The 21,691-nt window shown below is 60.4% G+C and carries 17 protein-coding genes; 16 read left to right on the plus strand and 1 reads right to left on the minus strand.

All coding sequences use genetic code 11. From position 1 onward, the window contains the following. Positions 1–16: 16 nt before the first annotated feature. A complete protein-coding gene (locus tag ACA069_RS01880) occupies positions 17–586 on the plus strand; it encodes a lipocalin family protein (protein ID WP_093430049.1) in 570 nt (189 codons plus the stop codon). Positions 587–708: 122 nt separating this feature from the next. Here ACA069_RS01880 and ACA069_RS01885 read toward each other — a convergent pair whose 3' ends face one another. Then, positions 709–2,073 carry a formimidoylglutamate deiminase gene (locus tag ACA069_RS01885; protein ID WP_401270380.1) on the minus strand — a complete coding sequence of 455 codons (1,365 nt, stop codon included), beginning with the start codon at positions 2,071–2,073 and terminating at the stop codon, positions 709–711. 145 nt (positions 2,074–2,218) lie between these two features. Here ACA069_RS01885 and hutC point away from each other — a divergent pair, with 145 nt between their 5' ends. The 15 genes from hutC to mdoH all read left to right on the plus strand — a co-directional run bounded on the left by hutC (position 2,219) and on the right by mdoH (position 21,585). Continuing rightward, positions 2,219–2,929: a histidine utilization transcriptional repressor HutC gene (gene hutC, locus ACA069_RS01890; RefSeq protein ID WP_162130175.1), complete on the plus strand. Its 711-nt coding sequence runs from the start codon at positions 2,219–2,221 to the stop codon at positions 2,927–2,929. Between the two features lie 9 nt (positions 2,930–2,938). Continuing rightward, entirely contained in the window at positions 2,939–3,508 is a 570-nt protein-coding gene (locus ACA069_RS01895; RefSeq protein WP_489879711.1) for a HutD/Ves family protein, read from the plus strand. Positions 3,509–3,925: 417 nt separating this feature from the next. Next, entirely contained in the window at positions 3,926–5,611 is a 1,686-nt protein-coding gene (gene hutU / locus ACA069_RS01900) for a urocanate hydratase (RefSeq protein WP_497618180.1), read from the plus strand. A 132-nt stretch (positions 5,612–5,743) separates the two neighbouring features. Then, on the plus strand, positions 5,744–7,216 hold the full coding sequence (locus tag ACA069_RS01905) for a purine-cytosine permease family protein (protein WP_497616088.1): 1,473 nt from the start codon (positions 5,744–5,746) through the stop codon (positions 7,214–7,216). 69 nt (positions 7,217–7,285) lie between these two features. Next, a complete protein-coding gene (locus ACA069_RS01910; protein WP_187678854.1) occupies positions 7,286–8,254 on the plus strand; it encodes an ABC transporter substrate-binding protein in 969 nt (322 codons plus the stop codon). A 70-nt stretch (positions 8,255–8,324) separates the two neighbouring features. Continuing rightward, positions 8,325–9,176, plus strand: coding sequence for an ABC transporter permease (locus ACA069_RS01915; RefSeq protein WP_042557230.1), 852 nt, complete (start codon positions 8,325–8,327; stop codon positions 9,174–9,176). Next, complete coding sequence (locus tag ACA069_RS01920) at positions 9,173–10,003, plus strand: quaternary amine ABC transporter ATP-binding protein (protein ID WP_187678853.1); 831 nt, start codon at positions 9,173–9,175, stop codon at positions 10,001–10,003. The genes ACA069_RS01915 and ACA069_RS01920 overlap by 4 nt, the downstream gene beginning before the upstream one ends. Before the next feature lie 71 nt (positions 10,004–10,074). After that, positions 10,075–11,598, plus strand: a complete 1,524-nt coding sequence (gene hutH, locus ACA069_RS01925; RefSeq protein ID WP_497616091.1) for a histidine ammonia-lyase — start codon at positions 10,075–10,077, stop codon at positions 11,596–11,598. Between the two features lie 117 nt (positions 11,599–11,715). Continuing rightward, positions 11,716–13,248, plus strand: coding sequence for a histidine ammonia-lyase (gene hutH, locus ACA069_RS01930; RefSeq protein ID WP_497616092.1), 1,533 nt, complete (start codon positions 11,716–11,718; stop codon positions 13,246–13,248). A 102-nt stretch (positions 13,249–13,350) separates the two neighbouring features. After that, on the plus strand, positions 13,351–14,556 hold the full coding sequence (hutI, locus tag ACA069_RS01935) for an imidazolonepropionase (protein ID WP_497616093.1): 1,206 nt from the start codon (positions 13,351–13,353) through the stop codon (positions 14,554–14,556). 10 nt (positions 14,557–14,566) lie between these two features. Further along, complete coding sequence (hutG, locus tag ACA069_RS01940) at positions 14,567–15,370, plus strand: N-formylglutamate deformylase (RefSeq protein ID WP_497616094.1); 804 nt, start codon at positions 14,567–14,569, stop codon at positions 15,368–15,370. 110 nt (positions 15,371–15,480) lie between these two features. Continuing rightward, positions 15,481–16,452: a prolyl aminopeptidase gene (gene pip, locus ACA069_RS01945; protein WP_187678848.1), complete on the plus strand. Its 972-nt coding sequence runs from the start codon at positions 15,481–15,483 to the stop codon at positions 16,450–16,452. Beyond that, a complete protein-coding gene (gene dtd / locus ACA069_RS01950) occupies positions 16,449–16,886 on the plus strand; it encodes a D-aminoacyl-tRNA deacylase (RefSeq protein WP_497616095.1) in 438 nt (145 codons plus the stop codon). Before pip ends, dtd begins: the two co-directional genes overlap by 4 nt. A gap of 351 nt (positions 16,887–17,237) precedes the next feature. Then, positions 17,238–19,022, plus strand: coding sequence for a glucan biosynthesis protein G (locus ACA069_RS01955; protein ID WP_497616097.1), 1,785 nt, complete (start codon positions 17,238–17,240; stop codon positions 19,020–19,022). Next, on the plus strand, positions 19,015–21,585 hold the full coding sequence (gene mdoH, locus ACA069_RS01960; protein WP_497616099.1) for a glucans biosynthesis glucosyltransferase MdoH: 2,571 nt from the start codon (positions 19,015–19,017) through the stop codon (positions 21,583–21,585). The genes ACA069_RS01955 and mdoH overlap by 8 nt, the downstream gene beginning before the upstream one ends. Positions 21,586–21,691 lie beyond the last annotated feature (106 nt).

The following is a 21,691-nucleotide window of genomic DNA, read 5'->3' on the forward strand; positions in this document are numbered from 1 at the left end:
CCCACGGAGAAGAAAAATGAAGCGGTTATTGCTAATCCTTTTTGCCGGCCTGGTACTGGCCGGCTGCGCCACTTCCGGCGTAGATCCGTTGGCGCCGAAAACCGTCAACAGCGTCAATCTCAAGCGTTACCAGGGCACCTGGTATGAGCTGGCGCGCTTGCCGATGTACTTCCAGCGCAATTGCGCGCAATCCGAAGCCCATTACACCCTCAAGCCTGACGGTAATGTCGCGGTGCTCAATCGCTGCCTGACTCCGGACTGGCAATGGGAAGAAGCCAAGGGCACGGCTTATCCACAGGTGCCGGGCAAGACCGACAAGCTGTGGGTCGAGTTCGATACCTGGTTCTCACGCCTGATTCCGGGTGTGGCGAAGGGCGAATACTGGGTGTTGTACGTCAGCGATGACTACAAGACCGCCATCGTCGGCGACCCGAGTCGCAAGTACATGTGGTTGCTGTCGCGCACGCCGACTGTCAACGGTGTGGTGCGCGAAGAGCTGCTGAGCAAGGCGCGTCAGCAGGGTTATGACACCACGCGATTGATCTGGCGGGCGTCGGATCGGCAGATGGCCAAGACTTCGAATTAAGCATCGCCACAAAATCGAAATGTGGGAGCGAGCCTGCTCGCGAAGAGGGCGTGTCAGTTAACGAAAATGTTGACTGATACACCGCTTTCGCGAGCAGGCTCGCTCCCACATTTGGTTTTGGGTCAGCCCAGAAGTTCGCGCAGGACTTGGGTGAAAGCGCGATTGCTTTCTTCTTCTGCCGCGTGGCGTCCATCGCGCACCACCCACTGGCCATTGACCAACACATCACGCACCTGACGATCGCCGCCGGCAAACAGCCAGCGATTCAAAATCCCGTCGCCAGTGGCTGTCGCCAGATACGGATCGTTGCCATCGAGCACAATCCAGTCCGCACGTTTGCCAACTTCCAGCGCACCAATCGGTTGCCCCAGTGCCTGAGCACCGCCATCCAGTGCGGCGTCGTACAGCGTGCGCCCGACCATCGGCTGATCCGCGCCATACAAACGGTTACGTCGCTGATCACGCAGACGCTGGCCGTATTCCAGCCAACGCAATTCTTCCACCACGCTGAGCGACACATGGCTGTCGGAACCGATACCCATGCGCCCGCCCTGAGCGAGGAAGTCCACCGCCGGGAAAATCCCGTCGCCGAGGTTCGCCTCGGTGGTCAGGCACAGGCCGGCGATGGCGCGACTCTTCGCCATCAGCGTGACTTCTTCCGGGTTGGCGTGGGTGGCGTGAACCAGGCACCAGCGCTGATCGACCTCAGTGTTTTCGTACAGCCATTGCAGCGGACGACGACCGCTCCAGCTCAGACAGTCATCGACTTCTTTCTGCTGTTCGGCGATGTGAATGTGCACCGGGCACTGCTTGTCGCTGGCCGCCAGCACTTCGCTGATCTGCTGCGGGGTGACCGCGCGCAACGAGTGGAAGCACAGGCCCAGGGATTGCGCCTTCTGTTGCGCCAGCAGCGGCTGTAAGCGTGACTGCAGATTCAGGTAGTTTTCGGTGCTGTTGATGAAGCGGCGCTGGCCGTCATTCGGGATCTGCCCACCGAAACCTGCGTGGCTGTAGAGCACCGGCAGCAGGGTCAGGGCGATACCACTTTCACTGGCGGCCTGACTGATGCGTAACGCCAACTCGGCCGGATCGGCGTAAGGCTGGCCGTTGCTGTCATGATGCACGTAGTGAAATTCGGCCACCGAGGTGTAACCGGCCTTGAGCATTTCGATGTACAGCTGTCGGGCGATGACGCCGAGTTGATCGGGGCTGATTTTTCCGACGAGCCGATACATCAAGTCGCGCCACGTCCAGAAACTGTCGTTGGGATTACCGGCCACTTCGGCCAAACCGGCCATTGCTCGCTGGAACGCGTGGGAGTGCAGATTGGGCATCCCCGGCAGCAGCGGACCGCTTAACCGTTCGGCGCCATCTGCGGTGGAATCGGCCTGGATTTGGGTCAACACGCCATCGGCGCTGACCTCAAGACGTACATTGTTGGCCCATCCGTTAGGCAGCAGCGCGCGTTCGGCAAAGAAAGCGGACATGGTTCAGCACCCCATCGTGTGTTATTTGTATATACATATACAGACGTTTGCCTGCCCGGTAAACTCCGGCAAGCTAGCAACCTCTACCGACGAACAAGGATCCACCGTGCCGACTCCGCCTCCAGTTTCCCCGTTGGCCGCGAACATGGGCGACAGTCCGGCGCCCTTGTACGCCCGCGTCAAACAGATGATCACCCAGCAGATCGACAGCGGTAACTGGCCGCCGCACTACCGCGTACCGTCGGAAAGCGAACTGGTCAATCAGCTCGGTTTTAGCCGCATGACCATCAACCGCGCGCTGCGCGAGATGACCGCCGACGGCCTGTTGGTGCGCATGCAAGGTGTCGGGACTTTTGTCGCCGAACCGAAGAGCCAGTCCGCGCTGTTCGAAGTACACAACATCGCCGACGAGATCGCCTCGCGCGGTCATCGCCACACCTGCCAGGTCATCACTCTCGAAGAAGAGGCCGCCGGCTCCGAACGTGCGTTGGCACTGGACATGCGCGAAGGGCAGAAGGTCTTTCACTCGCTGATCGTGCATTACGAAAACGACATTCCGGTGCAAATCGAAGACCGTTTCGTCAATGCGCTGGTCGCCCCGGAATACCTCAAGCAGGACTTCACCCTGCAAACGCCTTACGCCTATCTCAATCAAGTCGCGCCACTGACCGAGGGCGAGCACGTAGTCGAAGCGATCCTCGCCGAGTCATCCGAGTGCAAGTTGCTACAAATCGAAAAAGGCGAGCCATGCCTGCTGATTCGCCGTCGCACATGGTCGGGCCGTCAGCCGGTGACCGCCGCGCGATTGATTCACCCGGGTTCCCGTCATCGTCTGGAAGGTCGGTTCCATAAATAGAGAGCATAAATGAATGGTTTGAAGGTTTTACGCGCCGAAGGCTACCCGCGCATGCCGTGGAAAAACGGCGGCGGCAGCACTGAAGAAATCACCCGCGACTCGGGGGCTGGCCTCGATGGGTTTGGCTGGCGTCTGTCGATTGCCGATATCGCCGAGTCCGGCGGCTTTTCGACCTTCGCCGGTTACCAGCGGGTGATCACTGTGCTGCAAGGTGACGGTATGACTTTGTGCGTCGACGGTGACGACACTCGGCCACTGTTACCCCTCGACCCGTTCGCCTTCAGCGGTGAGAGCCAGGTCTCCTGCACGCTGCTCGGCGGCGCAATCCGCGACTTCAACCTGATCTACGCGCCGCAGCGCTACAGCGCGCGCTTGCAGTGGCTGGACGGCGAACAGCGGTTTTTCAGTTCGGCGGGCACGGTGTTGGTGTTCAGTGTCAGTGAGTTGCTGCAGGTGCGGGTCGGTGACAGCGTTGCGCAACTTGGCCGACACGATTGCCTGCAACTGGACGGTAACACCGGGCTGGTTGAAGTCGCCGTCGATGCGGCCTGCTGCGTAATCGAACTCACTGCACGCTGATCTAAATCTGGTAACACATCCTGTGGTGAGGGGATAAATCCCCTCACCACAAAAGCGTTCATACCTCCTGTTTCTTTCTCCGCACCAATTTGTTACCGAATGCCCCAGCGTGGCGCAAAACCACGCTCTCGTAACAACTCCCCAACTTCCAAAACCACCCCCGCGAAAAATTTCACCCACGCCAGAACCCTTGATTCAGGCGCCCTCCAGTCGTATCCGCAATTTTTATTGAGCACTCCACCAGCAAGTTGGCCGCTTGATTGCATATGCTTGTATGTACAAGTAAAGACGTATGCGTATAAGTCCGCAGCGTCCACTGATTCGCTTGTCGCGCATTGAAGCGCACAGGCTGCTTGCCCACTGCCAGGGTTGGTTTGAATTGATCGCTGAGGAGTCTTTTTCGTGACTGACAACAAGATGACCACTGCTACTAACTTTACGAAGCACCGTGACGTCGAAATCCGTGCATCGCGCGGCACCAAGCTGACCGCCAAGAGCTGGCTGACCGAAGCGCCGCTGCGCATGTTGATGAACAACCTCGACCCGGAAGTCGCCGAGAACCCGAAAGAGCTGGTGGTCTACGGCGGTATCGGTCGCGCCGCGCGTAACTGGGAGTGCTACGACAAGATCGTCGAGAGCCTGACCAACCTGAACGACGACGAGACCCTGTTGGTGCAATCCGGCAAGCCGGTCGGCGTGTTCAAGACTCACAGCAACGCCCCGCGTGTACTGATCGCCAACTCCAACCTGGTTCCACACTGGGCGAGTTGGGAGCACTTCAACGAACTCGACGCCAAAGGCCTGGCCATGTACGGCCAGATGACCGCCGGCAGCTGGATCTACATCGGCAGCCAGGGCATCGTTCAGGGCACCTACGAAACCTTCGTTGAGGCCGGTCGCCAGCACTACAACGACAACCTCACCGGCAAGTGGGTGCTGACCGCCGGTCTGGGCGGCATGGGTGGCGCTCAGCCTCTGGCGGCAACCCTGGCCGGCGCCTGCTCGCTGAACATCGAATGCCAGCAGGTCAGCATCGATTTCCGCCTGAAAAGCCGTTACGTCGACGAGCAAGCCACTGACCTCGACGACGCGCTGGCGCGCATCGCCAAGTACACCAAAGAAGGCAAAGCGATCTCCATCGCGCTGCTGGGCAACGCCGCAGAAATCCTCCCGGAACTGGTCAAGCGCGGCGTGCGCCCGGACATGGTCACCGACCAGACCAGCGCCCATGACCCACTCAACGGCTACCTGCCGGCCGGCTGGACCTGGGACGAATACCGCGCCCGCGCCAAGACCGAACCGGCCGCTGTGATCAAAGCCGCCAAGCAGTCGATGGCCGTGCACGTCAAAGCGATGCTGGAATTCCAGAAGCAAGGCATCCCGACCTTCGACTACGGCAACAACATCCGTCAGATGGCCCAGGAAGAAGGCGTCGAGAACGCATTCGACTTCCCGGGTTTCGTACCGGCTTACATCCGTCCGCTGTTCTGCCGTGGCATTGGCCCGTTCCGCTGGGCGGCGCTGTCGGGTGATCCGCAAGACATCTACAAAACCGACGCCAAGGTCAAAGAGCTGATCCCGGACGACGCCCACCTGCACAACTGGCTGGACATGGCCCGCGAACGCATCAGCTTCCAGGGTCTGCCGGCACGTATCTGCTGGGTTGGCCTGGGCCTGCGCGCCAAGCTCGGTCTGGCGTTCAACGAAATGGTCCGCAGCGGTGAGTTGTCGGCGCCGATCGTGATCGGTCGCGACCACCTCGACTCTGGCTCGGTGGCCAGCCCGAACCGTGAAACCGAATCGATGCAGGACGGTTCCGACGCCGTGTCCGACTGGCCACTGCTCAACGCTCTGCTGAATACCGCGAGCGGCGCGACCTGGGTTTCCCTGCACCACGGCGGCGGCGTCGGCATGGGCTTCTCCCAGCACTCGGGCATGGTGATTGTCTGCGATGGTACGGACGAAGCGGCCGAGCGTATTGCGCGCGTGCTGCACAACGACCCGGCCACCGGTGTCATGCGTCACGCCGATGCCGGTTACCAGATCGCCATCGACTGCGCCAAGGAACAGGGCCTGAACCTGCCGATGATTACCGGTAAATAAACGCAAAAACCCTGTAGAAGCTGCCGAAGGCTGCGATCTTTTGATCTTCAAAAAGATCGCAGCCTCGTTTCACTCGACAGCTCCTACAGGGGTACGAACCAACCCAGAATAACAATCCACAGAGGTTGAACCATGGCTGTCAGTCCCGATCGTGCAGGCAACAAACCGTTGATCGAAAGGCGTTCGATCGACTACATCCCGGAAGCGGAAAGACACGGTCGTCTGTTCAGCCAATTCACCCTGTGGATGGGTGCCAACCTGCAAATCACGGCGATTGTCACCGGGGCGTTGGCCGTGGTGCTGGGCGGTGATGTGTTCTGGTCGTTGATCGGTCTGTTGATCGGTCAACTGCTGGGCGGCGGCGTCATGGCGCTGCATGCGGCGCAAGGGCCGAAGCTTGGCCTGCCGCAGATGATTTCCAGCCGCGTGCAGTTCGGAGTTTATGGCGCAGCCATCCCGATCGTGCTGGTGTGCCTGATGTACCTGGGCTTCACCGCAACGGGCACGGTGCTTTCCGGCCAGGCGCTGGGCCAGTTGTTTGGCGTCAGCGACAGCATCGGCATTCTGATTTTCGCCAGCGTCATCGTGCTGGTCACGGTGATGGGTTATCGGGTGATCCACTGGATTGGCCGCGTCGCCAGCGTCATTGGCGTGATTGCGTTCGTTTTTCTGTTCTGGCGCCTGATGAGCCAGACCGACGTCGGCGCACTCCTGCAAATCCGTCACTTCAGCTGGAGCAGTTTCCTGCTGGCGGTGTCACTCGCGGCGTCCTGGCAGATCGCTTTCGGCCCTTATGTGGCTGACTATTCGCGCTACCTGCCGAGCAAGACGTCAGCGGTGAAAACCTTTTTCGCCGCCGGCGCCGGTTCGGTGATTGGCGCCCAAGTGGCGATGATCCTTGGTGTGTTTGCTGCCGCTTCGGCCAACGGCCAGTTCGCCGGCCATGAAGTGGCTTACATCGTCGGTCTGGGCGGAACCGGTGCCACCGCTGCGCTGCTGTACTTCAGCATTGCGTTCGGCAAGGTGACCATCTCGACGCTGAACTCCTACGGCAGCTTCATGTGCATCGCCACCATCATCAGCGGTTTCAAAGGTCATCTGCAGGTCTCGCGCATGCAGCGTCTGGTGTTTGTGCTGTTCATCGTCGGCTCGGCGACCCTGATCGCGTTGCTCGGTCAGCACTCGTTCCTCGGTGCGTTCAAGTCTTTCATCCTGTTCCTGCTCGCGTTCTTCACGCCGTGGAGCGCGATCAACCTGGTGGACTACTACTGCATCACTCGCGAGCGCTATGACGTGCCGGCGCTGGCCGATCCGAACGGTCGCTATGGCCGCTGGAACCTACTCGGTATCAGCGTTTATGTCTTCGGGGTACTGGTGCAATTGCCGTTCATCTCCACCAAGTTCTATACCGGTCCGCTGGTGGCCGCTCTCGGTGATGTGGATATCTCCTGGATCATCGGTCTGCTGCTGCCTGCCGCCGTGTATTACGTGTGCGCGAAAAAATGGCACAGCCCAGTGCCCGATCAACTGATTCTGCCGGTCGAGCAGGACAGCGTTGTACAACCTAAAACAAGTGGGGCCGTTCGCGCTGCGGCGCAGGCCTGATTGGACGTGGACAGGGCTGGATGCCTCTTGACTGCCGTAAGCCAATTCATGATTAGGAGCGTCGCAACAATGAAATCGAACAAGACCCTGCTGACTACATTGCTGTCCATGGGCCTGTTGGCCAGCGCTGGCGCAACTCAAGCCGCCGGCTGGTGCGAATCGGGCAAACCGGTGAAATTCGCCGGTCTGAACTGGGAAAGCGGCATGCTGCTGACCGACGTGCTGCAAGTGGTGCTGGAAAAAGGTTATGACTGCAAGACCGACAGCCTGCCGGGCAACTCCATCACCATGGAAAACGCCCTGAGCAGCAACGACATTCAAGTGTTCGCCGAAGAGTGGGTCGGCCGCAGCGAGGTCTGGAACAAGGCCGAGAAGGCCGGCAAAGTCGTCGGCGTTGGCGCCCCTGTAGTGGGCGCTATCGAAGGCTGGTATGTGCCGCGTTACGTGATCGAAGGCGACGCCAAGCGCAAACTTGAGCCGAAAGCCCCTGACCTGAAAAACATCGCTGATCTGGCCAAGTACTCTGCTGTGTTCAAGGACGCCGAAGAGCCCTCCAAAGGCCGTTTCTACAACTGCCCGGCCGGCTGGACCTGCGAGCTGGACAACAGCGAAATGCTGAAAAGCTACGGCCTGGAAAGCAGCTACACCAACTTCCGTCCGGGCACTGGCCCGGCGCTGGATGCGGCGGTGCTGTCGAGCTACAAGCGTGGCGAGCCGATCCTGTTCTACTACTGGTCGCCAACCCCGCTGATGGGCCAGGTCGATCTGGTCAAACTGGAAGAAAAACCGGGCGTCGACAAGCGCGTGACGATCAAGGTCGGCCTGTCCAAGACCTTCCACGAGCAAGCCCCGGAGCTGGTGGCCGTGCTGGAGAAGGTCAACCTGCCAATCGACCTGCTCAACCAGAACCTCGGCCGCATGGCGAAGGAACGTATCGAGTCGCCAAAACTGGCGAAAATCTTCCTCAAGGAACATCCTGAAGTCTGGCACGCATGGGTGAGCGAAGACGCAGCCAAAAAGATCGACGCGGCCTTGTAGGTCCAGCTTCTCCGGCTGCCGGCCACGGCAGTCGGATGCTTGATCGCAACCCCTTGATTGAGAGTCTCTTATGTTTCCCGAAAGCTTTACCTTTTCCATCGCCGACTGGGTCAACGGTTGGGTCGATTCCCTGGTCACCAACTATGGTGATGTGTTCCGCCAGATCTCGGACACCCTGCTGTGGGCCATCGTCAATCTTGAAGGTCTGCTGCGTGCAGCGCCGTGGTGGTTGATGCTGGCAATTGTCGGTGTCGTCGCCTGGCACGCAACGCGCAAAGTGGTGACCACGGCGGTGATCGTCGGTCTGCTGTTCCTCGTTGGCGCTGTCGGCCTGTGGGACAAACTCATGCAAACCCTGGCGCTGATGATGGTCGCGACGATCATTTCGGTGCTGATCGGCATACCGTTGGGGATTCTCTCGGCGCGCAGCAATCGCCTGCGTTCGGTGCTGATGCCGCTGCTCGACATCATGCAGACCATGCCGAGTTTCGTGTACCTGATCCCGGTGCTGATGCTGTTCGGTCTGGGCAAGGTGCCGGCGATTTTCGCGACCGTGATCTACGCCGCGCCACCGCTGATTCGCCTGACCGATCTGGGCATCCGCCAGGTCGACGGCGAAGTCATGGAAGCGATCAACGCCTTCGGCGCCAACCGCTGGCAGCAACTGTTCGGCGTGCAACTGCCGCTGGCCCTGCCGAGCATCATGGCCGGGATCAATCAGACCACCATGATGGCCCTGTCGATGGTGGTGATCGCCTCGATGATCGGCGCCCGTGGCTTGGGTGAAGATGTGTTGGTGGGGATTCAGACCCTCAACGTCGGACGGGGTCTTGAGGCCGGTCTGGCGATCGTGATTCTCGCAGTGGTCATCGACCGCATTACTCAGGCATATGGTCGGCCACGGCATGAGGTGAGCAAATGAGCAACGCAACCGTGAGCAAGATCGAAGTCAAAAACGTCTTCAAGATTTTCGGCAACCGCGCCAAGGACGCCCTGGCCATGGTTGGCCAGGGCAAGACCAAGGATCAGGTGCTGAACGAAACCGGTTGCGTGGTCGGGGTCAACGACCTGTCGCTGAGCATCGGCACCGGCGAGATCTTCGTGATCATGGGCCTGTCCGGCTCCGGCAAGTCGACGCTGGTGCGCCATTTCAATCGCCTGATCGACCCGACCAGCGGCGCGATCCTGGTCGACGGCGTGGACATCCTGCAATACGACATGGAAGCCCTGCGCGAATTTCGCCGGCACAAGATCAGCATGGTCTTCCAGAGCTTCGGCCTGCTGCCGCACAAGACCGTGCTCGACAACGTCGCCTACGGCCTGAAAGTGCGCGGCGAGAGCAAGCAACTGTGCGCCGAGCGGGCGCTGCACTGGATCAACACCGTGGGCCTCAAGGGCTACGAAAACAAATACCCGCATCAGCTTTCCGGCGGCATGCGTCAGCGTGTCGGCCTGGCCCGTGCCTTGGCGGCGGACACTGACATCATCCTGATGGACGAGGCGTTCAGCGCGCTGGATCCGCTGATCCGCGCCGAGATGCAGGACCAGTTGCTGGAACTGCAAAAGACCCTGCACAAGACCATCGTCTTCATCACCCACGACCTCGACGAGGCCGTGCGCATCGGCAACCGCATTGCGATCCTCAAGGACGGCAAGCTGATTCAGGTCGGTACGCCGCGCGAGATCCTGCATTCGCCGGCGGATGAGTATGTCGACCGGTTCGTGCAGCGGCGTGCGGCGGTGGTTTGACAGATTTTGTGGTGAGACAGCTTTTGTGGTGAGGGGATTTCCGCATCAACAGAATTGGCATGAGGTTTTAGATGTCCCAGGCTGAAAAAATCGTGATCACCGGCGACCATCTGCGTTGGCAGGACGTGGTCGCCGTCGCGCGGCACGGCGCGCAACTTGAGCTGTCGGGCGAGGCCTGGGCGCGCATCGAAAACGCTCAGGCCATCGTTCAGCGCATTGTCGTCAGCGGCGAGCGCGCTTATGGCGTCAACACCGGTCTGGGCGGGTTGTCCAATGTCTCGCTGAAAGACGAACAACTCAGCCAGTTGTCGCGCAACACCTTGCTCAGCCACGCCTGCGGCGTCGGCCCGGTACTGCCTGACGAACAGACCCGCGCCATCCTCTGCGCGGCGATCCGCAACTTCAGCCAAGGCAAATCCGGCCTGCACCGCCGGGTCGTCGAAGCACTGTTGGCCCTGCTCAATCGCGGCATCACCCCGCAGGTTCCGTCGCAAGGCTCGGTCGGCTACCTGACCCACATGGCGCACATCGGCATTGCGCTGCTGGGCGTGGGCAATGTCAGCTATCGCGGGCAGATTATTTCTGCACAACAGGCCTTGGCAGAAGAGGGCCTGCAACCGGTGCAACTTGGCGCGAAAGACGGTTTGTGTCTGGTCAACGGTACGCCGTGCATGACTGGCCTCAGCTGTCTGGCCATCGCCGATGCTATGCGTCTGCTGCAATGGGCCGACGTCATCAGCGCCATGAGTTTCGAAGCTCAGCGTGGTCAGATCGATGCGTTCGATGCCGAGATCATTGCGCTCAAACCGCACCCGGGCATGCAGCAGGTTGGCGTCAATCTGCGCGCGTTGCTTGATGGCAGTGAAGTGATCGCGTCGAGCAAAGGCATTCGCACTCAAGATGCCTTGAGCATTCGTTCGATCCCGCAGGTGCATGGCGCCGCGCGCGATCAACTCGAGCACGCAATCAAACAGGTCGAAGTCGAACTCAACGGCTGCACCGACAACCCGTTGCTGTTGGGGACACCGGACGATTTCCGCGTCATGTCGCAAGCCAATCCGCACGGCCAATCGGTAGCGATGGCCGCTGATCTGCTGGCGATCGCCGTGGCGGAAATCGGCTCGATTGCCGAGCGCCGTCTCGATCGTCTGGTGAATCCACATGTCAGCGGTTTGCCGGCGTTTCTGGTGGCCAATCCGGGGGTGAACTCGGGGATGATGATCGTGCAATACGTCGCCGCGTCGCTGTGTGCGGAAAACCGCCAATTGGCGCAACCGGCGGTGCTCGACAACTACGTCACCTCCGGTTTGCAGGAAGACCATCTGAGCATGGGCACCAGCGCCGCGCTGAAGCTGCATCGCGCGCTGGAAAACTGCACGCAGATCCTCGCCATCGAATATCTGCTGGCGGCCCAGGCGTTTGAATTCTTGAAAGCGCAGCGCTTTGGCGCGGGCACCGATATCGCGTGGCGCCTGCTGCGTGAGAAAGTCCCGGCCTACGATCAGGACCGCTGGCTGGCGCCGGATATCGCCGCCGCTGCGAGCGTTTTGAAAGACCCGAATTTGCTGCACAACGTATTACCGAATTTGCACTGATTTCTTAAACGCCAGCGTGCCAAGGCGCGGATCGCCCAAAAAGCGAAATGCGACGGATAACGGAATGCTCCGGAGCGACTGGCGAGCCAATAACAATCTCTCAAAAGGAGCATTTAAATGACTGCGCTAAACCTGATCCCCGGCCAACTGAGCCTGGCTCAACTGCGTGACGTTTTTCAAAACCCGGTCAAGCTGACCCTCGACAACAGCGCATCGCAGCAGATCGAAGCCAGTGTTGCCTGCGTCGAACAGATCCTCGCCGAGAACCGCACCGCCTACGGCATCAACACCGGGTTCGGCCTGCTGGCCTCGACTCGTATTGCCAGCGAAGACCTGGAAAACCTCCAGCGCTCGCTGGTGTTGTCCCACGCCGCCGGCGTCGGTCAGCCGATCAGTGATGACTTGGTGCGTCTGATCATGGTGCTCAAGGTCAACAGCCTCAGCCGTGGTTTCTCCGGGATTCGTCGGCAGGTGATCGATGCGCTGATTGCGCTGATCAATGCCGAGGTCTATCCGCACATTCCGCTGAAAGGTTCGGTGGGGGCTTCCGGTGACCTCGCGCCACTGGCGCATATGTCGCTGGTGCTGCTGGGCGAGGGCAAGGCGCGTTACAAGGGCGAGTGGATGGAAGCGACTGAAGCGCTGAAAGTCGCCGGTCTGACACCACTGACGCTGGCGGCGAAAGAAGGTCTGGCGCTGCTCAACGGCACTCAGGTTTCTACTGCGTTCGCGCTGCGTGGCCTGTTCGAAGGCGAAGATCTGTTCGCCGGCGCCATTGCACTGGGTGGTCTGACGGTTGAAGCGGTATTGGGCTCGCGCTCGCCGTTTGACGCGCGTATCCACGCCGCCCGTGGCCAGAAAGGCCAGATCGATGCCGCCGCCGCTTACCGTGATTTGCTGGGTGAGCGCAGCGAAGTTTCCGACTCGCACCAGAACTGCGAGAAGGTTCAAGACCCGTACTCGCTGCGTTGCCAGCCGCAAGTCATGGGCGCGTGCCTGACCCAATTCCGTCAAGCGGCTGAGGTGCTGGCGGTCGAAGCCAACGCCGTGTCGGATAACCCGTTGGTGTTCGCCGCTGAAGGCGATGTGATTTCCGGCGGTAACTTCCACGCCGAACCGGTGGCCATGGCCGCTGACAACATGGCCCTGGCCATCGCTGAAATCGGCTCGCTGAGCGAACGCCGCATCTCTCTGATGATGGACAAGCACATGTCGCAACTGCCGCCGTTCCTGGTGGCCAATGGCGGGGTCAACTCCGGTTTCATGATCGCTCAGGTGACAGCCGCGGCACTGGCCAGCGAAAACAAGGCGCTGTCCCATCCGCATTCGGTGGACAGCCTGCCGACCTCGGCCAACCAGGAAGACCACGTGTCGATGGCCCCGGCGGCCGGCAAGCGCTTGTGGGAAATGGCCGAGAACACTCGCGGGATTCTCGCGGTGGAATGGCTCGCGGCGGTACAGGGGCTGGATCTGCGTAACGGCCTGAAGACTTCGGCGAAGCTGGAAAAGGCTCGGGCGATTCTGCGTAAGGAAGTGCCGTTCTATGAGAAGGACCGGTTTTTTGCGCCGGACATCAATGCAGCGACCGAGTTGTTGGCTTCGCGGTGTTTGACTGAGCTGGTGCCGGCGAAATTGCTGCCTAGCCTGTAAGGACCTCTTCGCGAGCAGGCTCGCTCCCACAGTTGGAATGCGTATCCCTGTGGGAGCGAGCCTGCTCGCGAAATCGATTTTGAATAGTGTGGAGACTAAGGGATGAAAACCCTCTGGCAACACTGCCACGTCGCAACCATGGCGCAAGGCGTCTACTCGATCATCGAGGACGCGGCCATCGTGACGTCCGGTGCGCATATCGAGTGGATCGGCCCGCGTCATCAATTACCGTCCGGCGAATACCCGGCGGTCAACGATCTGCAAGGCGCGTGGGTCACTCCGGGCCTGATCGACTGCCACACCCACACCGTGTTCGGCGGCAACCGCAGCGGCGAATTCGAAAAGCGCCTGCAAGGTGTCAGCTACGCCGAGATCGCGGCGCAGGGTGGTGGCATTGCCAGTACCGTACGCGCCACTCGTGAAGCAACCGAAGACGAACTGTTCGCCAGCGCCGCCAAACGCCTGAAAAGCCTGATGCGCGACGGCGTGACCACGGTGGAAATGAAGTCCGGCTACGGTCTCGATCTGGCCAGTGAGCGCAAAATCCTTCGGGTCATCCGTCGCCTGGCAAAAGAGCTGCCGATCAGCGTGCGCAGCACCTGCCTGGCCGCCCACGCGTTGCCACCGGAATACAAGGATCGCGCCGACGACTACATCGATCACATCTGCGCCGAAATGCTGCCCGCGCTGGCTGCCGAAGGCCTGGTAGATGCCGTGGATGCCTTCTGCGAATACCTGGCGTTCTCGCCGGAGCAAGTCGAGAGCGTGTTCATCAGCGCGCAAAAACTCGGTCTGCCGGTGAAACTGCACGCCGAGCAATTGTCGTCGCTGCACGGCTCCAGCCTGGCCGCGCGCTACCACGCGTTGTCCGCCGATCACCTGGAGTTCATGGACGAAGCCGACGCCATCGCCATGGCCGCATCCGACACCGTCGCGGTGCTGCTGCCGGGCGCGTTCTACTTCCTGCGTGAAACCCAGTTGCCGCCGATGGACGCCCTGCGCAAGCACAAGGTGAAGATCGCCATCGCCAGCGATCTCAACCCCGGTACCTCGCCGGCGCTGTCGTTGCGCCTGATGCTGAACATGGCTTGCACCTGCTTCCGTATGACCCCGGAAGAAGCCTTGGCCGGCGCGACGATTCATGCCGCGCATGCGTTGGGCATGGCCGACACTCACGGCTCACTGGAAGTCGGCAAGGTCGCGGATTTCGTCGCCTGGCACATCGATCGTCCGGCGGATCTGGCCTATTGGCTCGGTGGTGATCTGGACAAACGCGTCGTGCGTCACGGCGTTGAATCAAGTCTGTAGGAGAGCGGTTGTGGATAAGGTTCTGAACTTCAAACAAGGTCGCGTGCCGCTGCTGATCAGCATGCCCCATGCCGGTGTACGTCTGACCCCGGTGGTCGAGGCCGGCCTGATTGGCGACGCGAAAAGCCTGCCGGACACCGACTGGCATATTCCGCAGCTCTACGACTTTGCCGAAGAACTCGGCGCCAGCACGCTGGCGGCCGAGTACTCGCGTTTCGTCATCGACCTCAACCGGCCGTCCGACGACAAGCCGCTGTACGCCGGCGCCACCACCGGGCTGTACCCGGCGACGCTGTTTGATGGCATCCCGTTGTTCAAGGAAGGGCTGGAGCCGTCGAAAGAAGAACGCGCGACATATCTGGAGCAGATCTGGACGCCGTATCACCGCACCTTGCAAGAGGAGCTGGCACGGCTGAAGGCCGAGTTCGGTTACGCGTTGCTGTTCGACGCACACTCGATCCGTTCGATCATCCCGCACCTGTTCGACGGCAAATTGCCCGACTTCAACCTCGGCACCTTCAACGGCGCCAGCTGCGATCCGCAACTGGCCGCGCAACTGGAAGCGATATGCGCGCGCCACGGCGATTACAGCCATGTGCTCAACGGTCGCTTCAAGGGCGGCCACATCACCCGCCATTACGGCAACCCGGCCGAGAACATCCACGCCGTGCAACTGGAACTGGGCCAATGCACGTACATGGAAGAGTTCGAACCGTTCCGCTATCGCGCCGATCTGGCCGAGCCGACACGGGTGGTGCTCAAGGAGTTGCTGCAAGGCTTCATCGCCTGGGGCAAATCCCGCTACAGCGCATAAACCTCTTTCTGTGGGAGCATGCTCATTGACGTAAATCGGGTTTATGATGCCCAACGGCAGAATAATAGAAGTCCCCCCAGGGATGACCTCGACCCCTTACGGAGCGCGCAATGCAGACTTTGTTTCCGCAGATCAAACCACACGCCCGGCACGATCTGGCTGTCGATGACACACATACGCTGTACGTCGACGAAAGCGGTTCGCCGGAAGGCTTGCCGGTCGTGTTCATCCACGGCGGCCCCGGTGCCGGGTGTGATGCACAGAGCCGCCGTTATTTCGATCCGAACCTGTACCGCATTGTCACCTTCGACCAGCGCGGCTGCGGACGCTCCACCCCGCACGCCAGCCTGGAAAACAACACCACCTGGGATCTGGTCGCCGACCTTGAGCGAATCCGCAAACACCTGGGCATCGACAAATGGGTGCTGTTCGGCGGCTCGTGGGGTTCGACCCTGGCACTGGCCTACGCGCAAACCCATCCGGAGCGCGTTCACGGTCTGATCCTGCGCGGGATCTTTCTCTGCCGTCCGCAGGAAATCGAGTGGTTCTACCAGGCCGGTGCCAGCCGTCTGTTCCCCGATTACTGGCAGGACTACATTGCGCCGATCCCAGTGGACGAGCGCGACGACCTGCTCAACGCTTTCCACAAGCGCCTGACCGGCAATGATCAGATCGCCCAGATGCACGCGGCCAAAGCCTGGTCGACCTGGGAAGGGCGCACCGCGACCCTGCGGCCGAACCCGCTGGTGGTCGATCGTTTCTCCGAACCGCAGCGCGCCTTGTCGATTGCGCGGATCGAATGCCACTACTTCACCAATAACGCCTTCCTTGAACCGAACCAACTGATTCGCGATATGGGCAAGATTGCTCACTTGCCTGGCGTGATCATCCACGGCCGTTACGACGTGATCTGCCCGCTCGATAACGCTTGGGAATTGCACCAGGCCTGGCCGAACAGTGAGCTGCAAGTGATCCGCGATGCCGGCCACGCTGCGTCCGAACCGGGTATCACCGACGCATTGGTGCGTGCCGCCGGTCAAATGGCCCGACGCCTGCTCGACCTGCCGCCCGAAGAAGCATGAAGGGGCTTTTACAACGCGTGCGTGGCGCGCGAGTCGAAGTGGCGGGAGAGGTGGTTGGCGCGGTAGATCACGGTTTGCTGGTGCTGGTGGCGGTCGAACCCGACGACACGCGTGCCAGCGCCGACAAACTTCTGCATAAGCTGCTTAACTATCGGGTATTCAGTGACGCCGAGGGCAAGATGAACTTGTCCCTCGCGGACGTTGGCGGCGGGCTGTTGCTGGTCTCTCAGTTCACCCTCGCGGCCGACACCAAAAGCGGGTTGCGGCCGAGCTTTTCAACCGCCGCCCCTCCGGCGCTGGGCGAGGAATTGTTCGACTATCTATTGAGCAAAGCGAAACAGGTGCATGGCACTGTGGCATCAGGTAAATTCGGCGCCGATATGCAGGTGCATTTGGTCAACGATGGCCCTGTTACCTTTTTGTTACAGACCTGAAAGCACCTGAAACACCTTTTTAGGAAATTTCGACTGTTTTTAGGGTGTTTTCGCGATAAATACTTTGTTACCCCTGATGCGTTGTCACGCGGGCTACTAGATAATCGCGCGCTATGGGGATCAGCGTTCGTTGGTCCATTTTTGACTTAGGTAGAGACTTGTCTGGATCCGATTGGGGAATCATTTTGCCCTAGCGGAGTCGGAACAATGCTCGCCAACTTGGCAAGGGTGCTCTGGTAGGTCGGCTTTTCAATGCCGATACCTTTAAAGACACTTCATCTGGCCGTTGGTTTTTTGATCTGTTTTCGGCGAGGGTTGCTCGTGATCGTTAGTCCCTGTAATGCAGCAAAAATGTCTGCCAAACGCATGCGAAGTGCCCTGGTAGCGGGTTCGGCGCTCCTGTGCCTGCTCAGCGCCGGTCAGCTTTGGGCGTTCAATCTTGACGATGTATCCGCCAAGGCTAAAGAGCTGGCCGGGCAGAAGTTCGAAGCCCCGCGCAGCAACCTGCCGAACGAGTTCCGCGACATGAAGTTCGCGGATTATCAGAAAATCCGTTTCCTCACCGAAAAGGCTGAGTGGGCTGATCAGAAGACGCCGTTCAAACTGTCCTTCTATCACCAGGGTATGCACTTCGATACACCGGTGAAAATCAACGAAATCACGGCGAACACCGTCGAAGAGATCAAATACGATCCGACGCGTTTCGATTTCGGCGATTTGAAATTCGATCCTAAAGCCACCGAACAACTGGGTTATGCCGGTTTCCGTGTGCTGTACCCGATCAACAAAGCCGACAAGCAAGACGAAATCATGACCATGCTCGGCGCGAGCTACTTCCGCGTCGTCGGCAAGGGTCACACCTACGGTCTGTCGGCCCGTGGTCTGGCGGTCGATACCGCGCTGCCGTCGGGTGAAGAATTCCCGCGTTTTCGCGAATTCTGGATTCAACAGCCGAAGCCGGGCGACAAGCACCTGGTGATCTTCGCTCTGCTGGATTCGCCGCGTGCCACCGGCGCCTACCGTTTGATCCTGCGTCCGGGCAGCGACACCATTGTCGACGTCAAGGCGCAGATGTTCCTGCGTGACAGGGTCGGCAAACTGGGCATCGCGCCACTGACCAGCATGTTCCTGTTCGGCGCCAACCAGCCGTCGAAAGTTCTCAACTATCGTCGTGAGTTGCACGACTCCAGCGGTCTGTCGATCCATGCCGGCAACGGCGAGTGGATCTGGCGCCCACTGAACAACCCGAAACACCTGGCCGTGAGCAACTTCAGCGTCGAGAACCTGCGTGGTTTCGGTCTGCTGCAACGTGGCCGTGACTTCAGCCACTACGAAGACCTCGACGACCGCTACGACAAGCGCCCAAGCGCCTGGATCGAGCCGAAGGGCGACTGGGGTAAAGGCACCGTCGATCTGGTCGAAATTCCGACTGCCGACGAAACCAACGACAACATCGTTGCGTTCTGGAGCCCGGAAAAAATGCCGGAGCCAGGCCAGCCGCTGGACTTCGCTTACCGCATGCACTGGACCATGGACGAAGCGGCGATTCACGCGCCGGACAGCGCCTGGGTTGCGCAGACTCTGCGTTCCACCGGTGACGTCAAACAATCGAACCTGATCCGTCAGCCGGACGGCAGCGTTGCCTATCTGGTCGACTTCGAAGGCCCATCGCTGGCCGCTCTGGCCCCGGATGCCGACGTGCGCAGTCAGGTCAGCGTCGGCGACAACGCTGAACTGGTCGAGAACAGCGTGCGCTACAACCCGGAAACCAAGGGCTGGCGCTTGACCCTGCGGATGAAGATCAAGGACGCGAGCAAGTCGACCGAGATGCGAGCCGCCCTGGTGCAGCCAATCGTGACCGCTGATCTGGCCAAATCTTCGGTGCCGGCGTCCAACTCGTCCGTCGCCAAGGCCGACAAGGTTGCCGCCAAGCAGCAAGAGAAGCTCGACAAGGAAGCCAAGGCCGCCGAGGCCAAACAGGCCGACGCCAAGCCAGTTGCAGATGCCAAGGACAAGGCCAACAAAGACGCCAAGCAGCCAGTCGCTGCGGACGCGGCCCCAGCCACACCGGAATCGGCGCCGACTGAAGAAGTCCTGACCGAGACCTGGAGCTATCAGTTGCCTGCCGATGAGTAACTCTCAAGTACAGCCAGAGACTCTGTCCGAGTATCTGGCGCATCTGCCGATGACCGACCAGCAGCGCGCGGAACTCGCGGGTTGCCAGTCGTTCAGCGAGCTGCATCAACGCCTGTCGTCCTCGACGTTCGACGCCCCCACCGAAGCCGCCCAGGCTTCGGTGGGCAAGCGCCTGACCCTGAGCACCGCCGAAGAGCTTGAAGAGGCGGAAATGCTGGTGCTCGACGCCAGCGGTCGAGTCAGCCTCAAGGCCACGCCGCCGATTCGTCGGACCAAAGTCGTTCCGGAGCCATGGCGCACCAATATTCTGGTGCGTGGCTGGCGTCGTATGACCGGCCGTACCAATCCACCGCAACCGCCGAAGGACGAGAACGTCCTGCCGGCCGCGCGCTGGCGCACCGTCGGTTCGATCCGCCGCTACATTCTGTTGGTGTTGATGCTCGGCCAGACCATCGTTGCCGGCTGGTACATGAAAGGCATCATGCCTTACCAGGGCTGGTCGTTCGTCGATCTGGACGAAGTCCTGCACCAGCCGCTGCTGCAAACCGCCACGCAAGTGCTGCCGTATGCGCTGCAAACCAGCATCCTGATTCTGTTCGGGATTCTGTTCTGCTGGGTGTCGGCCGGTTTCTGGACGGCACTGATGGGCTTCCTCGAGTTGCTCACCGGTCACGATAAATACCGCATTTCCGGCAAAAGTGCCGGCAACGAGCCGATTGCAAAAGACGCTCGTACCGCGCTGGTCATGCCGATCTGCAACGAAGACGTGCCACGGGTATTTGCCGGTCTACGTGCGACGTTTGAGTCGGTCGCTGCTACCGGTGATCTGGATCGCTTCGATTTCTTCGTGCTCAGCGACAGTAACGACACCGACATCTGCGTGGCCGAGCAACAGGCCTGGCTGGACGTCTGCCGCGAAGCCAAGGGCTTCGGCAAGATCTTCTATCGCCGCCGTCGCCGTCGCGTTAAGCGCAAGAGCGGCAACCTCGACGACTTCTGCCGTCGTTGGGGTGGTGATTACAAGTACATGGTCGTCCTCGACGCTGACTCCGTGATGAGCGGTGAGTGTCTGACCAGTCTGGTGCGCCTGATGGAAGCTACGCCGGACGCCGGGATCATCCAGACCGCGCCGCGTGCGTCGGGCATGGACACTCTGTATGCGCGCATGCAGCAGTTCGCCACTCGCGTTTATGGGCCGCTGTTCACCGCCGGTCTGCACTTCTGGCAGTTGGGCGAATCCCACTACTGGGGTCACAACGCGATCATCCGCATGAAGCCGTTCATCGACCACTGCGCCTTGGCGCCGTTGCCGGGCAAGGGCGCGTTTTCAGGTGCGATTCTGTCTCACGACTTCGTTGAAGCCGCGCTGATGCGTCGTGCCGGTTGGGGCGTGTGGATTGCCTACGACCTGCCAGGCAGCTACGAAGAACTGCCGCCGAACCTGCTCGACGAACTCAAGCGTGACCGTCGCTGGTGCCACGGCAACTTGATGAACTTCCGTCTGTTCCTGGTCAAAGGCATGCACCCGGTACACCGCGCGGTGTTCCTCACCGGCGTGATGTCGTACCTGTCGGCGCCGTTGTGGTTCTTCTTCCTGGTGTTGTCGACTGCGCTGCTGGCGGTGAACACGCTGATGGAGCCGCAGTACTTCCTTGAGCCGCGTCAGCTCTATCCGCTGTGGCCACAATGGCACCCGGACAAGGCGATCGCGCTGTTCTCGACGACTATCGTGCTGTTGTTCCTGCCGAAACTGTTGAGCATCATCCTGATCTGGGCCAAGGGCGCGAAAGAGTTCGGCGGCAAGTTCAAGGTAACGCTGTCGATGCTGCTGGAGATGCTGTTCTCCATGCTGCTGGCGCCGGTGCGGATGATTTTCCACACCCGTTTCGTACTGGCCGCGTTCCTCGGCTGGGCCGCGACCTGGAACTCGCCACAGCGTGACGACGACTCCACACCGTGGAGCGAGGCGGTCAAGCGCCACGGCCCGCAGACCCTGCTGGGCTTCTGCTGGGCGCTGTTGGTGATCTGGCTGAACCCGAGCTTCCTGTGGTGGCTGGTACCGATTGTCGGTTCGCTGATGCTGTCGATCCCGGTGTCGGTGATTTCCAGCCGTGTCGGTCTGGGCCTCAAATCCCGTGACGAGAGCCTGTTCCTCATCCCTGAGGAATACAATCCGCCACAGGCGCTGCTGGCGACTGACCAGTACACCCACGAGAACCGTTGGCATGCGCTGAATGACGGCTTTATCCGTGCAGTGGTCGATCCGCAGCAGAACGCCTTGGCGTGCTCGCTGGCGACGTCCCGTCACGGTCAGGCCGAGCCGATCGAATGGCTGCGTCAGGAGCGTGTTCGTCACGCGATCAAGGTTGGCCCTGCCGGGTTGAATAACCATGATCGTCTGCAACTGCTGAGCGACCCGGTTGCGCTGGCGCGCTTGCATGAGCAGGTCTGGGGCGAAGGTCACGCCGAGTGGCTGGACGCATGGCGGGCTTCGGTGAAAGCCGATCCGCATGCGCCGCTGCTGCCGCTGCGACCGGTGAGCATGCAAGCTCAACCGGCCTGATAAGAAGCCCCGCGAAAGCGGGGTTTTTTTTTGCCCTGACGACAGCGGGCGCTGATCTGCAATCGATCAAAAAACCTTGTGCAAACGAACGAGTGCGTTAGCATCC

It is taken from the genome of Pseudomonas sp. LBUM1652 (assembly GCF_059716105.1).